The organism is Celeribacter persicus (assembly GCF_003050785.1).
GTDB classification, from domain to species: Bacteria; Pseudomonadota; Alphaproteobacteria; order Rhodobacterales; family Rhodobacteraceae; genus Celeribacter; species Celeribacter persicus.
In genome coordinates this window covers 333,204-349,126 of the sequence record NZ_QAOH01000002.1, presented here as the reverse complement: position 1 = coordinate 349,126, position 15,923 = coordinate 333,204, and the positions used below count along the sequence as shown (strand labels likewise).

Here is a 15,923-nt window from a genome sequence, read left to right as displayed (position 1 = left end):
AGGTAAGCTTCGCAAAAGGCCGGATAGATTCACGCATCCAATGCCGTTGGGACCGAAGTTGAAAAACACCTTGCGCAGGGGGCGTCCATAGATTCACTCCTTGGCGGCATGGATCGTGATGTAGGGGCAGCTGTGCCTGAAAGCGGACCGATACATCGTTGATCCCGAAATTCTTCTGCGGGATGCGATGCCTGGAGATATGAGATGAATTTTTTTAGCAGGATCAAACTCGCGAAAAAGCTGCCGGCGATCATGATCGGCCTGACCGTTGTGACCATCGCGATTGCGAACCTCGTATCCTATCGCAATGCGTCCCAATCTTTGCTCGGAGAGGCGGAAGATGCGCTGATGACCGTGGCGGAGGCGCGTGCGCTTGAGTTGGAGAGCTGGCTGGACGGGATCGACATTGATCTGCGCAGTCAGGCGGAAAACCCGACGGTGCTCTCGGCCATCCGGGGCTTCGGGGAGGCTTGGGAGGCGCTGGAGGGCGACCGCACGGCTTATCTCAAGGAATGGTATATCGACCGCAACCCCAACGATCCGGGGTTCAGGCAACGGCTCGATTACGCACAGGATGGCTCGGCCTACAGTCAGGTTCACAAGCTTTATCACGGATATTTCCGTAATCTGGTCGAGGAAAAGGGCTATTACGATGTCTTCGTATTCTCGCTTTCCGGAGATCTGATCTATTCGGTGTTCAAGGAACAGGACTACGCCACCAATTTTCTGCACGGGGACTATGCCGACACGGGGCTCGGAACGGTCCTGCAACAGTCTCTTGCGGCGGAAGGTCCAGGCATCTTCTTTGCCGATTTCGAAAAATATGCGCCGTCCCATGGCGCTCCGGCGGCTTTCCTTGCGGCTCCGGTTCTGGACCGGCGTGGAGAGACGCGGGGCGTGATCGCCTTCCAGATGCCCATCGACCGAATCGACCGGATCACGACGCGTTCGACGGGGCTTGGAAGAACCGGTGATTCCTATCTGGTCGGTTCCGATCTTTTCCTGCGTTCCAACACGATCCATGGGAGTGGAAATGAGATTCTCAATGTCGCGTTGAGCATGGAGTCCGCCAAACGTGTGATTGCCGGAGAAACGGGTCTCCTGCGTGAGATGGATTTGGAGATTGATGACGGCAAGCCTCATGAACATCTCGCGGCGTTTTTTCCGGTCGAATATCACGGCGTGACCTGGGGCCTGATCGCGGAGCAGATGATCGAGGAAATTCTGGAACCTGCGACGACACTGGCCCGGACCATGATGTGGCAGGGGGCTGTCATGACCGCTCTGGTCGCTCTGATCGCCTATCTAATCGCCCGGACGATTTCGCGTCCGCTGACCTGTGTGGAGGCAGCGATGCGCACCGTGTCGGAAGGCAATTATTCCGTGGATGTGCCCGGCGTCGAACGTGGTGATGAAATCGGACAGATCGCCAGAGCTCTGGACGATTTCCGCCATGCGCTCGGACGTGCGGACCGGGCCACGCGGGACGGTCTTTTTAAAGGAGCCGCGTTCGAGGGGTCCTCGGCGGCCTTAATGATGGTCGATCAGGATTGCACGATCACCTATACGAACTCAGCCGTGCATGCGCTACTCAAGAAGAATGAATCGCTTTTCCGTGAAATGTTTGGCGCGTTCGACGCCGACCATATCGTCGGGCAGAATATCGACGTTTTCCATAAGGACCCGCATCGCATCCGCGCGATCCTCTCCGACACGGGCAGGATGCCCTTTTCGACGGATATGAAGATAGGCGATGTGCATTTCGCTCTGGACGTCAACGCAGTGGTCGATCTCGATGGCGAACAGATAGGTTGCGTGATGGAGTGGAAGGATGTCACGGACATTCGCACCAACGAGGCCGTCATCACCGCGCTCGATGGCAACCAGTCCAAGGCGGAGTTCGGTATCGACGGGCGTCTGATGAAAGCCAATGCGAATTTTGCGCGCATGTTGGGGGTTGCCCCGTCCGATCTGGTCGGTCGCGGCCATGAGGCGATTTTCGCCTTCGATGCGAAACTGGCGGCTGAGCGTGGCGATGTCTGGGAGCGGTTGAACAAGGGAGAGAGTATCCACGGACGGTTCAAACTGCTTGACAAGGAGGGCAACATTTCCCTCCTCGAAGGGACCTTCAGCCCGGTGAAAGATGCCTCCGGGCGCCCCTTCCGTATCATCCTCCTGGGGTCCGATATCACCGAGAGTCAGGCGGCTCTCGCGGCGGCGGAAGCCGAACGCGAGCGAATGAAAGCGGAACAGGATCGGGTCGTCGAAGGTTTGCGGGTCGGTCTCAAGAAACTGGCGCAGGGCGATCTGACTTCGCGTATCGACGAGAAATTCTCCGCCGAATACGAAACGCTTCGTGGCGATTTCAACCAAGCCATTGAAAACCTGCTTTCGGCCATGCGTAATGTGGTCGAGAATGCCGATATGATCCGAGGCGAGGCCTCCGAGATTTCCAACGCGGCGGACGACCTGTCGCGCCGGACCGAAAAACAGGCTGCAACGCTCGAAGAAACCGCGACGGCGCTCGATGAACTGACGTCCTCGGTCCGCTCGGCCGCAGACGGGGCGAAACAGGCCTCCGAAATGGTCGATACGGCCAAGGCCGATGCCGAGGCCTCCGGTAAAGTGGTTCAGGAAGCGGTCGAGGCGATGAGTCAGATCGAAACCTCTTCCGACCAGATTTCCAAGATCACCTCGGTGATCGACGATATCGCCTTCCAGACCAACCTTTTGGCGTTGAACGCCGGTGTCGAAGCCGCTCGTGCGGGGGAAGCGGGGCGCGGTTTCGCGGTGGTGGCCTCCGAAGTACGTGCCCTGGCGCAGCGGTCTTCCGAGGCGGCGCGTGAGATCAACGATCTGATCTCGAAATCCGGTATCTTAGTGAAACGTGGCGTGAGTCTGGTGGGTGAGACGGGCGAGGCATTGCGCGGCATCGTGATGTCGGTGTCCGAAATTTCTCACAATGTGTCGGAAATTGCAGTTTCCTCGCGGGAGCAGTCCGCAGGTCTTGCGGAAATCAACGCGGCCGTGAACCAACTCGATCAGGTGACTCAACAAAACGCTGCCATGTTCGAACAGACCACGGCCGCGAGCCATGCTTTGACCCGTGAAGCGGAAAACCTGAATGTGACCACGTCGAGATTTGCGATCGGCACAGTTCAGAATGCAGAGACTGAGCCCCTCGCGCCTGTTCAGGTGGATTTCAAACGCAGCATGAGTAAGTCGGTGGAGATCAGAGCCATGGAGGGATATGAGCCAGAACGCCAACCTCTTAGGTCGCCCGTTAAACAGGTCGTCAATGCACCCGCCCCGGTGGCGTCGCCGGTCGAAGATGACTGGGAAGATTTCTGATCCACCTGCGTGCGGCGCCCGGGCCGGTAAAAGGAGATTGGTTTGAAACCGCTACGTGTTCTGATTGTTGACGACTCGGCCACGATGCGTCGTCTCATTCGTTCGATCCTTGAGGCAGATTCACGCCTTGACGTGGTTGCCGAGGCGACGACGGCGCGCGAAGCTCGGGACGCGGTAAACATGTATCGCCCCGATGTGATGACGCTCGATGTCGAGATGCCGAACATGAGCGGGATCGAGTTTCTCAGACGCCTCATGCGGCATCGGCCGATGCCTGTGGTGATGGTCTCGACCCTGACGCACCATGGCAGCGATGTTGCGGTGGAGGCCATGGCCCTCGGCGCGGTCGACTGTGTGGAAAAGCCAAGGTTCGGGGATGGGCTGAAAAACTTTTCGAAACTCTCGGACATGGTGGTTCTGGCGGCGCGGGCGCGCCTTCCCACTCCGCGCAGTGCTCTGCTGCCCCGACCGCAACCGGATAGAGAAAGGAATTTTCAAAGGATTTGCCTGATTGGCGGCTCGACGGGGGGCGTGGATGCGATCGAACGCATTTTGCAGCGATTCCCGGCGAATTGTCCGCCGACTCTGATCACGCAACATATGCCGGAGCCGTTTCTGGTCAGCTTTGCTGCGCGCCTCGATACTCTGGTCGCGCCCAGGGTCGGGCTGGCAAGTGATGGGGCCAAACTGGAACCGGGGAAGGTGATGATCGCGCCCGGAGGCGCCTCTCATCTCAATCTCTGTGGCCCTGTCGATGGCCCTGTCGGTCTGCGGGTCAGGCTACATGAAGGTTCGCCGGTCTCCGGACACAGACCCTCCGTCGACTCGATGTTCCTCTCGGCCGTACCGATAGCGCAGTGTGTGGTGGCGGGCATTTTGACCGGGATGGGGGGCGACGGAGCCGAAGGCATGGCCGCGCTGCGCAGCGCCGGAGCCAGAACGCTTGGGCAAAGCGAGGAAAGCTGCATCGTTTTCGGCATGCCACGTGTGGCCGGAGAGCTTGGCGGGGTCGAACAATGGGCCGATCTCGATGTGTTTGGCGACGAAATCCTGCGTCTATGCGAAAGCCCGGTGCATGTGGGGGCGTCATGACGGCGATTTCCGAGAAGCAGAACGCTGGCAACCGAACTTATATTGCCCAAGGGGAATATGCGATCGGGGACGGCGAAGAGGTGGTGATTTCCACCATTCTCGGATCCTGCGTGGCCACTTGCCTGTGGGATCCCGTGGCGCGGATCGGGGGAATGAACCATTTTCTTTTGCCCGAAGGTCCAGCCATGCGCAGCGATGTCAGTTCGTTCGGTGCGCATGCCATGGAGCTTTTGATCAACAGCTTGGTCCGCCATGGTGCCAGGCGCGAACGGCTCAGGGCCAAGGTGTTTGGCGGCGCGGAAATGTACAAGGGCCTGACTGATGCCGGAACCCAGAATGGCATGTTCGTTCTGTCCTATCTCGCGCGGGAGAACATTCCCTGTGACGGCCAAAGCCTTGGCGGGACGCTGGCGCGTCGGGTCGAATTCATGCCTGCTCTGGGGAAAGCCCGGCAAAAACTGGTCCCGGATGCATCGCTGGTTGTGGAGATTGTGCCGGTGACGGAGCAAACGAGCGATCTGGAACTGTTCTGAAAGCGGGTTTTGCGGAGAGGCTTGGTGTGTTTGTTCGCCGTGGCGACCCGATTTGGGGGAGGCCTTTTCGCTGAGAAAATGAAAACTGAGATGAGTGGGAGTCAGGCTTTCGGGTGTGTGCTCGCTTTTCGGGTGCGTCCTGTTATGCCCCAGGGGTATGCCGACAGCCGGTGTGTATGAGAAACGCCTTGGACCGGGCGAGAAAGACAGGCAGGAAAGGAGAATGAAGATGATCGATTCCATTCCCTTGTCGACTTTCGTTCTGGTGGCGCTCACGCTTGGCCTCGCGCCTTTCGTGCCGGAGCCGCATATCTGGGAGAAGTTGAAGATGCTTGCCTCCGGGACGCTCACGCGACTGATCGACATTTTCGATCTGGCGATGCATGGGCTGCCCTGGGTTCTGTTGGTCGTGAAGCTGATCCGCGGGGAGAGACCGGCGGAAGGCTGAGGTGTTTTGCGTCTGGGGGAGCTGGCCGCGCCGATACTTGTGGCGTGTCGCATGCGTCATGAAAAGCGCTTCGGTTTCAAAACCAAGGTCTTGGAGACATTGGTTGCAGCATGTCGGACGCGCAGCGCGTCAACCTGCATTATCCCAAAGCGCATGTTTGAGGTTCTGTCGCATGGCTGAAGCGGCGCAATTCGTTCGTGGTCCATGCGGGACGCTGCGATACACTTTGATCCTCAGCAAATTCCGGAACGCTGCGGGGCGTTCCGGAGTGATCCCAAAAGGCTTGGTTTCCGCCAGACTGCGGGCACCGCTCAGGCTTTCGATACCGCGTCGAGGATGCGGGCCCAGGAGCGGATACCTTTGTGGAAATTCTTCAGCCCGTATTTCTCGTTCGGTGAGTGAATGCGGTCGTCGTCGTCGGCATAGCCGACCAGCATGGAATCGAGACCGAGAATGGTGGTGAAGAAACCCGCGATCGGGATCGAACCGCCCATGCCGGCAAACACCGCCTCACGGTTCCACTCGTCCGAGAGCGCCTGACGTGCGGCTTCGAATTCGGGACGCGCGGTGTTCATCACGGCGGCGGGCGAGCCTTCGAGGTCCTGATCCCAGACCACTTTTGCATCGACCGGTAGCCGGGCCTCGACATGGGCGTGAAGGTTTTCACGGATCTTGTCGGGGTCTTGTTGGCCGACAAGGCGGCAGGTGATCTTGCAATGCGCTTCCGAGGGGATCACGGTTTTCGAGCCGGGGCCCTGATAGCCGCCCCAGAGCCCGTTGATCTCAAGCGTCGGGCGTGCCCATTGCTGTTCCAGCGTGGAATAGCCAGCCTCGCCATGGGCCACCGTCATGCCAGCGTTTCCGAGATAATCCTTCTCGTCAAAACCGCAGTTTTCCCATTGCGCGAGCTGTTCAGCAGAGACTTCCTCGACGCCGTCGTAGAAATCCTTGACGGTGACGCGGCCCTGATCGTCGTGGAAACTTGCGATAATTTTGGAGATTTCCCGCAGCGGGTTGAGTGCCGGGCCGCCGTAATGACCGGAGTGCAGGTCCATCGACGGGCCGATCAGGGTAAACTCGTCCTTGAGCATGCCGCGCAGTTGCGAGGCGATGGAGGGCACGCCCGGCGAAACCATGGATGTGTCGCAGATCAGGGCGAGATCGGCCGCGAGCTTGTCCTTGTTGGCCTCCATGAAGGGGATGAGCGAGGGCGAGCCACTTTCCTCTTCTCCCTCGAAGAAGAAGGTGATGGTGCAGGGGAGAGTGCCATGCTCGGCGATCCAGGCGCGACAGGCCTCGACGAAGGTCATGAGCTGGCCCTTGTCGTCGGATGCGCCGCGTCCGCGGATCACCTTTCCGGTCTCACGCTCCTCGATGAAGGGCGCGAAAGGATCGTGATCCCAAAGCGACAGCGGGTCGACCGGCTGCACATCATAGTGACCGTAGAACAAGAGGTGCGGGCTGCCTGATCCGATCTTTCCCCAGACCATCGGATGACCGGGCGTGTCGCAAAGCTCGGCCTCGGCGCCAAGGGATTTCAGATCGGCAACAAGCCATTCCGCGGCAGTCCTGCAATCGGCCTTGTGCGCCGGGTCGGTGGAGATCGACGGGATGCGCAGGAATGTCATCAACCGTTCGAGGGCAGGGTCGAGATCGGCGTCGATGCGCGACAGCACCGGATCGAGACGTGTGTTCATTATCGGAAACCTTTGATCGTGCTCGGGATGTTTTGCCGCAGCTTACGCTTCTGAAACCTGGTGTCCAGTCGCGAGCACGGGTTGACATAGATCATTCAGAAGGGGTTTTTAGTCATTCTAAAAGGGCGGGGTACGACAAGGCTTACTCAGCACTGACAGGGGTCTGGTCGCGGCATTATCTTGCGAAATGTGAATATGAGTCGCAATTTTCATTTTGTGCCGCTAAAAGAGGCAGACCTGAGACGCGCGAAAGGATAAAAAGTGGACTACACGGCGAAGCTTGACGAGGCGATCCAACGTTTGCACGACGAAGGGCGCTATCGCACCTTCATCGACATCGAGCGCAAGCGCGGGCAATTCCCGCACGCCACATGGACCCGCCCCGATGGCAACGAACAGCCGGTCACCGTCTGGTGCGGCAACGATTATCTCGGCATGGGGCAGAACCCGGTTGTGATCGCCGCGATGAAGGAAGCCGTGGACGCCACCGGCGCCGGTTCCGGCGGCACGCGCAACATTTCGGGCACCACCGTCTATCACAAACGTCTCGAAGCCGAACTGGCCGATCTTCATGGCAAGGAAGCCGCGCTGGTCTTCTCCTCGGCCTATATTGCCAATGACGCAACGCTTTCGACCCTGCCGACGCTGTTTCCGGGGCTGATCATCTATTCCGATGAACTGAACCACGCTTCGATGATCGAAGGCATCCGCCGCAACGGCGGCGCCAAGCGTATCTTCCGCCACAACGATCTCGATCACCTGCGCGAGCTGCTGGCCGCCGACGATCCGGAAGCGCCGAAGCTGATCGCCTTCGAGTCGGTCTATTCGATGGATGGCGATTTCGGCCCGATCAGAGAGATTTGCGACATCGCCGACGAATTCAACGCGCTGACCTATCTCGACGAGGTGCATGCCGTGGGCATGTACGGTGCGCGGGGTGGCGGTGTGGCCGAGCGTGACGGTCTGATGGACCGGATCGACATCATCAACGGCACACTGGGTAAGGCGTTCGGTGTGTTCGGCGGCTATATCGCAGCCTCCGAGAAAATGTGTGATGCCATACGGTCTTATGCGCCGGGGTTCATCTTTACGACCTCGATCCCGCCGGCGGTGGCCGCAGGCGCTGCGGCCTCCATCGCTTTCCTGAAGGGCGAGGGTGGTGTGAAACTGCGCGAAGCGCATCAGACCCAGGCGAAAATCCTCAAGACCCGTCTCAAAGGCCTCGGTCTGCCGATCACCGATAACGGTTCGCATATCGTGCCGCTGATCGTGGGCGATCCGAAACACACGAAATTGATGTCGGACATGATGCTTGAACAGTATGGTATCTATGTGCAGCCGGTGAACTTCCCGACCGTGCCGCGCGGGACCGAGCGGCTGCGCTTTACGCCCTCGCCGGTGCACGGTCCGAACGAGATGGATCACCTGATCAAGGCTCTTGACGCTTTGTGGAGCCACTGTGCGCTGAATCGTGCCGAATTGGCCGGCTGAAACGCATATCTGCTGTGCGGTCGGTTTGAGCATGTGGTAACACTGTTCCAAGGGGTTTCGGCGAATCGTCAGGAACCCCATTGGGACAGGATCAACTTGGGGCAGGCTCATGATCGGGCGGTGGAGCAAACCACCTGTCGAGGAACTGGAACATCCTCGTGGGTTTGATGACTTCGAGCTGAAACTCGGGGACATCATGCGCGGTGAACGCGCAACCATCGGCAAATCCCTTCTCGACGTGCAGCGTGAGCTGAAGATCAAGGCGACCTATATCGCCGCGATCGAGAATGCCGACCCCTCCGTTTTCGAAACCCAGGGCTTCATCGCAGGTTACGTGCGCTCCTATGCCCGTTATCTCGATCTCGATCCCGACTGGGCGTTTTCCCGTTTCTGTCAGGAGAGCGGTTTTGCCGTTGTTCACGGGATGTCGCCGCAGGCGTCGAGCAAGCGCAAAGGGCCGACCAAAACGGCACAAAAAACCACGGTGTCCGATCCTTTCGCCGATCCCAATGCGCCCTTCGTGCCGCGTGGGCAAAGCTTTTTCTCCCGAATCGAACCGGGTGCGCTGGGTTCTTCTGCGGTGCTGCTCGCGCTTCTGGGCGTGATCGGCTACGGCGGCTGGACCGTGTTGCAGGAAATTCAAAAGGTCAAACTCGCCCCTGTGGATCAGGCCCCCGGCGTGATTTCCGAAGTGGCCCCGCTGGGCGGTGATCGGACGGTTGTGGCCGGGATGGACGAAAGTGTGAGCCTTGCCACGCCCTCGGCCGAAGCGCTGGATCGTCTTTATCGTCCGCAGGCGCTCGACGTGCCGGTTCTGGTGCCGCGTGACGGGCCGATTGCAACGCTCGATCCGCGCAGCGTGGGTGCGCTTGCAGGCGAAACTCAGGCCGCCGAGCGCGAAGCGATCCTCGACGATATGTCCAACCTGATTGCCGATGCGGCCCTGTCCGGGACGGACGGCACGCCGGTTCAGGTCACCGCCGGGGATGCGCCGCAGCTTGTGCTGGTGGCGGTGCGCCCGTCCTGGGTCCGGGTGCAGGCTGCCGATGGCTCGGTGATTTTCGAGAAAATCCTCGATGCGGGCGAACGCTATGTCGTGCCCGCGATGGAACAGGCGCCTGTGCTGCGGACCGGCAATGGCGGAGGCCTCTATTTCGCCGTGAACGGTCAGGCCTTTGGCCCGGTCGGAGCATCGGGCGAAGTGGTCAAGAATGTCGCGCTCTCTGTTGCCGACGTATCGGACAGCTACCAATCCGTCGATCTGGCCGCAAATGACAGCGTCGCGGAAATGTTCCGCGTCGCACAAAACGCGGAATAAGTCGCAGGCCAAAGGCCGGTAAAACAGGCGAAGCGTGCTTGCTCCCCAGAGTGCAGAAGCCTATCTAAAGGCTCAAACGCGTTTCGCAAAAAGAGGCTCCCATGTCGCACAACCCTGTCCGTCCCTGGCGCAACATAGACCGTCGTGTGAGTCGCAAGATCTGGGTTGGCAATGTGCCCGTGGGGGGCGATGCGCCGATTTCCGTGCAGACCATGACCAACACGCTGACCCATGACGTCAAGGCGACGCTGGATCAGGTGATCCGCGCCGCCGAGGCGGGCGCCGACATCGTGCGGGTCTCCGTGCCGGACAAAGAAAGCTCTGCCGCGCTCAAGGAAATCTGCCGCGAAAGCCCGGTGCCCATCGTCGCTGACATTCATTTCCATTACATGCGCGGCATCGAGGCGGCGGAGGCGGGCGCGGCCTGTCTGCGCATCAATCCGGGCAATATCGGCGATGAGAAACGCGTCAAGGATGTGATTCAGGCGGCGCGGGATCACAATTGTTCGATCCGTATCGGCGTCAATGCGGGATCGCTCGAAAAGCATCTTCTGGAGAAATACGGTGAGCCGTGCCCCGACGCGATGGTCGAAAGCGGCATGGATCACATCAAAATCCTCGAAGACAACGATTTCCACAATTTCAAGATTTCGGTGAAAGCCTCCGACGTCTTCATGGCCTCCGCCGCCTATCAGCAACTGGCCGAGGCCACCGATGCGCCCATCCACCTCGGGATCACCGAGGCGGGCGGGCTGATGTCCGGCACGATCAAATCCGCCATCGGTATGGGCCAGCTTCTCTGGATGGGTATCGGCGATACGCTGCGCGTGTCGCTCTCCGCCGATCCGGTCGAAGAGGTCAAGGTCGGCTATGAGATTCTGAAATCTCTGGGTCTGCGCCATCGCGGTGTGAATATCATTTCCTGTCCGTCCTGCGCGCGTCAGGGCTTTGACGTGATCAAAACCGTGGAGGAACTGGAAAAGCGCCTTGAGCATATCAAGACGCCGATGAGCCTTTCCATCATCGGTTGCGTGGTGAACGGGCCGGGCGAGGCTTTGATGACCGATGTCGGCTGGACTGGCGGCGGAGCAGGTCACGGCATGGTCTATCTGGGCGGCAAACAGGACCACAAAATGTCAAACGAGAGCATGATCGAGCATATCGTCGAACAGGTCGAGAAAAAAGCCGCGGAGCTTGAGGCCGCCAATGCGCAGGACGCGGCGGAATAATCGTCCTTTCGGATTTTCTGATGGCCGAAATACTCAAAAACCCCGCCAAACCGGCGGGGTTTCTCATTTCAGGGCATAGATAACGGCTCAGCGACTGGCGCGGACCTCTTTGACGATCTCGACCATGCCGTCATAGGGCACATAGCCGCGCAGCATCTGGTCTCCCATGATGAAGGCCGGCGTGCCGGAGATTTGCAGCGCGGTGGCGAGCTGATGGTTCTGGGCGAGGATCGCCGTCACCGCATCGCTTTCCATCTCCGCAATCACCTTGTCCGCGTCAATCTCCAGCCCATTGGCGAGACGGCGCAGCGCGCCCTCGGAAATATCGCCGCGTGACTGCATCAGCTCGTCATGCAGCTTGAGATAGGCCTCGTCGCCCTCGACCAGTTTGGTCGCCACGGCAAAGCGCGCGGCCAGAACGGAGGCGTCGCCGAGGATCGGGAATTCCTTGACGATCAGCTTGATGTTGCCGTCTTTCTCCAGAAGCGCCTGCACATCGGGGTAGGCCTTCTTGCAATAACCGCAGCGGTAATCGGAGAATTCGACGATGACGATGTCGCCATCTGGGTTGCCATAGACCGCATCGTTGGTGTCGTCGAAAATCGGTCCGGCATAGGCGGCGATCAGATCGGCGTCATTGGCGACCTGTGCCTCGGCCTGACGCTGCTGATAGACGTCCACGGCTTCCATCAGCACTTCGGGATTTTCGAGAAGATAGGCGCGCACCTCGGCGCGGAAAGCTTCGCGCTCCGCATCCGTCATCTCAGCCATGTCAAAAGCATTGGCCGCAAGCGCGGTGGAAGCGGTGAAAAGCGCCGCAACCCCGAGGCGGGTAAAGGCTTTGGCAAAAGGCATGTTGGTCTATCTCCGTTTGAGGGCCTGTTCAGAGGCGTCTATCACATCCTGTGCCCGGTTCCACCCTACAGTTCCGTGACCCAAGGCCGCAGAGGCGCGTTTCGCAAGCGGCAGGGCGGCCTTGAAATCGCCGCGCAAGGCATGGGCCTCAGAGGCGCAGAGCGCGGCCATTGCCTCCTGACCTGTACGGGCATAGGCGGTGGCGAGATGGCGCAACAGCACCGTGTCGTAGGGATCGCGCCCGCGTGCGGTTTCCAGCGCCTTGATCGCGGATTTGAGATCGGCATCGCGCCCCCGCGCCAGAAGCGCGCGACCGAGGCCCGATTGGATTTGCGCCTCGGATGGCGCGAGAGAGGCGGCACGACCGTAGGCGGCGACAGCGGCGTCGAACTGGCGGCTTTCGAGCAGGATTTGTCCCTGAAGTTCGGCGTAATACGGGTCCTTCGGGCGCTGTGCCACAAGCGTGTTGATGGCAGCGATTGCCTCCGCCGGTTTCGGCACCCGATGCAGCGCCACGGCGCGGCGCATCAGCGCGATGTCGGATGTATCCGAGGCCTTCACTCGGCGCAGTGTGAAAGAGGGCGGGCGGATGAAGGCTTCGAGCTTGCCGCGGGCGCGGGCGTACCAATAGTCGGCATTCGGATCGGGCGGGGCGACGGTTTGGGTCGCCGCGACATAGCCCTTGAGCGCGCGCAGACGCTCGCGACTTAGGGGATGGGTGCGGGTGTACGGGTCCTGACGTTGGACCGAGAGCACTTCCTGACCGCGAAACATGTCGAGCACGTCGAGCATGGCCTGCGGCGGCACACCCGCGCGGGCCATATAGCGGATGCCGGCCTGATCGGCGGAGGCTTCCTGCGCGCGCGAATGGCCGTTGAGCACGCGTTGCGCGGAGCCGGAAATGCCCATGGCGAGGCCCACCGCCGCCTCGCCATTGCCGGTCCCGGCGATCACCGCGCCGGAAAGCAACAGGCCAAGTCCTGCGATGGTGGAGGCGGTTTTTGCCTGACCGTAGCGCTGGGTGATATGGCCGCCGGTGATATGGGCGACTTCGTGGGCGATCACGGCCTGCAATTGCGCAGCGCTCTCAAGACGCAGGATCAGCCCTGAATGGAGGAAAATATGCTGGTTGTCGGCGACGAAGGCGTTCGGGCTGTCGTCCTGAATGATGATGATCTTCATGCGCTGTGACGACAGGCCCGCCGCGTCATAGATCGGTCCCGCCAGACGGTTCAGTGCATATTCGATGTCCGGGTCGCGCAGGATGGTCGCGGCATGACCTTCCCGCGGCAGGGCGGCGAAGCTCAGCGCCATCATGAGCGCAACCGCAAGGGTCCTGATCGCGATCCGCCGCATTGCAATTCCTTCCGGTGGCTGGCATGGGTTGGCCGAAGTCAAACACAGGAGCCGTCTCATGAAAACCTCCCAACGATCCGTGGTCGATCCTTTTATCGTGATGGATGTGATGGAGGCGGCGCGGGCGGCCGAGGAGGCGGGGCGGCATATCATCCATATGGAGGTCGGCCAGCCCTCCACAGGTGCGCCTTCGAAAGCGCGGGCGCGGGTGGCCGAAGCGATGGAGGCGGAGCCTTTGGGCTATACGGTGGCTCTCGGTCTGCCGGAGCTGCGCAAGGCAATCGCAGCGCTGTATCGGGATTGGTACGGGGTCAGCCTCGACTGGCAGCGTGTGGTGATCACGCCGGGGTCTTCGGGCGCGTTCATCCTCGCCTTCACGGCGCTTTTCGATGCGGGGGCAAAGGTCGGTATGGGCGAGCCGGGCTATCCGTCCTATCGCCAGATTCTCACGGGACTGGACATCACTCCAGTAGGCATCCCGACAAAGATGGAGAACCGCCTGCAACCCGTGCCCGAAGAAATTCCCGACGGGATCGACGGGCTGATCGTGGCCTCTCCGGGCAATCCGTCCGGCACCATGCTCGGGCATGAGGATATGGGCGCGCTGATTGAGGCCTGCCACGACAAGGGCATCGCCTTCATCTCCGACGAGATTTACCACGGCATCCAGTACGAGGGCCGGGCGGTCACGGCTTTGGAACTGTCGGACGATGTCTATGTCATCAACTCGTTCTCGAAATTCTTCTCCATGACCGGCTGGCGCATCGGCTGGATGGTTGTGCCGGAGGATCACGTGCGGGTGATCGAACGCATCGCGCAGAACTTCTTCCTCTGCCCGCCCCATGCCTCGCAGGTCGCCGCTCTCGGTGCGCTCGAAGCGCGGCAGGAATGTCAGGCGATGGTCGATGTCTATGCCGAGAACCGCCGGTTGATGCTCGAAGAGCTGCCGAAGATCGGCTTCGACAAGATCGCGCCGCCGGACGGGGCGTTCTACATCTACGCCGATGTGTCGGCGTACACGGAGGACAGCAAGGCCTTCTGCGACGCGATACTCGCCGAGGCGGGCGTGGCGGTGACGCCGGGGATCGACTTCGATCCGGTGCGCGGCGCGCAGACGCTGCGCTTCTCCTATGCCCGTTCGACCGAGGACATTCGCGGGGGGTTGAAACGGCTCGGGGCGTTCATGGCGGCGCGGAGTTTGGGCGCCTTCACAGTTTGATCAGTGCTGCATCTGTCCCATAGGCAGGCCGGGGCGAAGCAGTTAACCTTTGTTGTGGTAAAGAGCGGGGCTGTAATGCGGATTTTCAAAACGGCAGTATTTCTTCTGGCCACCTTGATTGCCGCGCCGGGTATGGCGCAGGGGCAATCCGGGGGGCTGACGGCGCTTGCGCGTGCCGACAGCGCGGCGTCGGCGCTGGTCGATCAGGGCGACAGCATCGAAATGATGCTGCGCCTGAGCCAGCCGGTGCCGTTTCGCATCTTCACCCTCGACAATCCCCGCCGCATGGTCGTCGATTTTTCCGAAGTCGACTGGACCGGGTTCGATACCGGGGCGTTCGACACCGCCGAAGGGATTACCGGAGTGCGGGTCGGTGGCTTCACCCCCGGCTGGTCGCGCATGGTGATGGATCTCGCAGAACCCTATGCGCTGGTCCATGCGGAGATGAGCCGCGACGACAAGGGGGCGGTGCTGACGCTCAACCTCGATCCGACTGCGTCAGACGAGTTTGCGCTCGGTACGGGCACGCCGCCTGACGCGATGCTGGTGCGCCCGTCGGGCGAGGATGCGCCCAAGGCCGTGCCAACGCGCAAGTTCGGCGACGGACCGCTGCGCGTGGTGCTCGATCCCGGTCATGGCGGTATCGACCCGGGGGCGGAGCGCGACGGGGTGCGGGAAAAGGACCTGATGTTGACCTTCGCGCGCGAATTGCAGGATGTGCTGAATCGGGCGGGGGGCTTTGAGGTCACGCTGACCCGGACGGAGGATGTGTTTGTCCCGTTGGAGACCCGTCTGACGCTCGCGCGGGAGGCGGAGGCGGATGTGTTCCTGTCGCTCCATGCCGATGCCATCGCCGAAGGGCGCGCGGAGGGGGCGACGATCTACACACTGGCCGAACGCGCCTCAGATGCGGCCTCGCAAAAGCTTGCCGAACGGCATGACAGGGCAGATTTGCTCGCAGGTGTTGATCTGACCGGGCAGGATGATGTGATTGCCACCGTACTGATGGACATGGCGCGGACCGAGACGATCCCGCGCACCGACCGGCTGGCGGATACTCTGGTGCAGTATCTCGAAGAGAGCGTCGGCATGCACAAACGCCCGCGGCTCGAAGCCGGGTTCTCCGTGCTGAAAGCGCCAGACATGCCCTCGGTGCTGATCGAGCTTGGGTTCCTGTCCTCGGCCAGGGATCGCGCCAGACTCAAGGACCCGGCCTGGCGGACGAAAGCCGCCTGGGCCATCCGCGATGCGCTGTCGAGCTGGGAAGACGAAGAGATCTCGCTTCAGGACAAGTTGAGGAAATGATGAGGGCGCAGCCACGCCCTCCTCGGGAT

General features: G+C 60.7%; 12 protein-coding genes. 9 read left to right on the top strand and 3 right to left on the bottom strand.

The window, feature by feature from the left end:
• Positions 1-204: 204 nt before the first annotated feature.
• The 4 genes from C8N42_RS04645 (at position 205) to C8N42_RS04630 (ending at position 5,424) form a co-directional block, all read left to right on the top strand.
• Positions 205-3,351 (top strand): methyl-accepting chemotaxis protein, encoded by a 3,147-nt coding sequence (locus tag C8N42_RS04645; protein WP_107815369.1) that lies wholly within the window; start codon positions 205-207, stop codon positions 3,349-3,351.
• Between the two features lie 42 nt (positions 3,352-3,393).
• Positions 3,394-4,443 carry a protein-glutamate methylesterase/protein-glutamine glutaminase gene (locus C8N42_RS04640; RefSeq protein WP_107815368.1) on the top strand — a complete coding sequence of 350 codons (1,050 nt, stop codon included), beginning with the start codon at positions 3,394-3,396 and terminating at the stop codon, positions 4,441-4,443.
• A complete protein-coding gene (locus C8N42_RS04635) occupies positions 4,440-4,976 on the top strand; it encodes a chemotaxis protein CheD (protein ID WP_107815367.1) in 537 nt (178 codons plus the stop codon). Before C8N42_RS04640 ends, C8N42_RS04635 begins: the two co-directional genes overlap by 4 nt.
• 229 nt (positions 4,977-5,205) lie before the next feature.
• The gene (locus C8N42_RS04630; protein ID WP_245889959.1) at positions 5,206-5,424 is read left to right on the top strand and encodes an RND transporter; all 219 of its coding nucleotides are present in this window, start codon (positions 5,206-5,208) and stop codon (positions 5,422-5,424) included.
• Between the two features lie 311 nt (positions 5,425-5,735).
• On the opposite strand, the gene C8N42_RS04625 is transcribed toward C8N42_RS04630, so the two are convergent.
• Positions 5,736-7,121 carry a dipeptidase gene (locus C8N42_RS04625; RefSeq protein ID WP_107815365.1) on the bottom strand — a complete coding sequence of 462 codons (1,386 nt, stop codon included), beginning with the start codon at positions 7,119-7,121 and terminating at the stop codon, positions 5,736-5,738.
• Positions 7,122-7,382: 261 nt separating this feature from the next.
• Between C8N42_RS04625 and hemA the strand changes: the two genes are divergently transcribed.
• From hemA to ispG, 3 genes are all read left to right on the top strand, one after another.
• Positions 7,383-8,612: a 5-aminolevulinate synthase gene (gene hemA / locus C8N42_RS04620; RefSeq protein ID WP_107815364.1), complete on the top strand. Its 1,230-nt coding sequence runs from the start codon at positions 7,383-7,385 to the stop codon at positions 8,610-8,612.
• A 109-nt stretch (positions 8,613-8,721) separates the two neighbouring features.
• On the top strand, positions 8,722-9,930 hold the full coding sequence (locus C8N42_RS04615) for a helix-turn-helix domain-containing protein (protein WP_107815363.1): 1,209 nt from the start codon (positions 8,722-8,724) through the stop codon (positions 9,928-9,930).
• Between the two features lie 101 nt (positions 9,931-10,031).
• Positions 10,032-11,159: a flavodoxin-dependent (E)-4-hydroxy-3-methylbut-2-enyl-diphosphate synthase gene (gene ispG / locus C8N42_RS04610; RefSeq protein WP_107815362.1), complete on the top strand. Its 1,128-nt coding sequence runs from the start codon at positions 10,032-10,034 to the stop codon at positions 11,157-11,159.
• A gap of 87 nt (positions 11,160-11,246) precedes the next feature.
• On the opposite strand, the gene C8N42_RS04605 is transcribed toward ispG, so the two are convergent.
• On the bottom strand, positions 11,247-12,014 hold the full coding sequence (locus C8N42_RS04605; RefSeq protein WP_107815361.1) for a DsbA family protein: 768 nt from the start codon (positions 12,012-12,014) through the stop codon (positions 11,247-11,249).
• A gap of 6 nt (positions 12,015-12,020) precedes the next feature.
• Complete coding sequence (locus C8N42_RS04600; RefSeq protein ID WP_170109204.1) at positions 12,021-13,370, bottom strand: M48 family metalloprotease; 1,350 nt, start codon at positions 13,368-13,370, stop codon at positions 12,021-12,023.
• Positions 13,371-13,428: 58 nt separating this feature from the next.
• On the opposite strand from C8N42_RS04600, the gene C8N42_RS04595 reads away from it, so the two are divergent.
• On the top strand, positions 13,429-14,589 hold the full coding sequence (locus C8N42_RS04595) for a pyridoxal phosphate-dependent aminotransferase (RefSeq protein WP_107815360.1): 1,161 nt from the start codon (positions 13,429-13,431) through the stop codon (positions 14,587-14,589).
• A gap of 75 nt (positions 14,590-14,664) precedes the next feature.
• Positions 14,665-15,894: an N-acetylmuramoyl-L-alanine amidase gene (locus C8N42_RS04590; RefSeq protein WP_107815359.1), complete on the top strand. Its 1,230-nt coding sequence runs from the start codon at positions 14,665-14,667 to the stop codon at positions 15,892-15,894.
• Positions 15,895-15,923 lie beyond the last annotated feature (29 nt).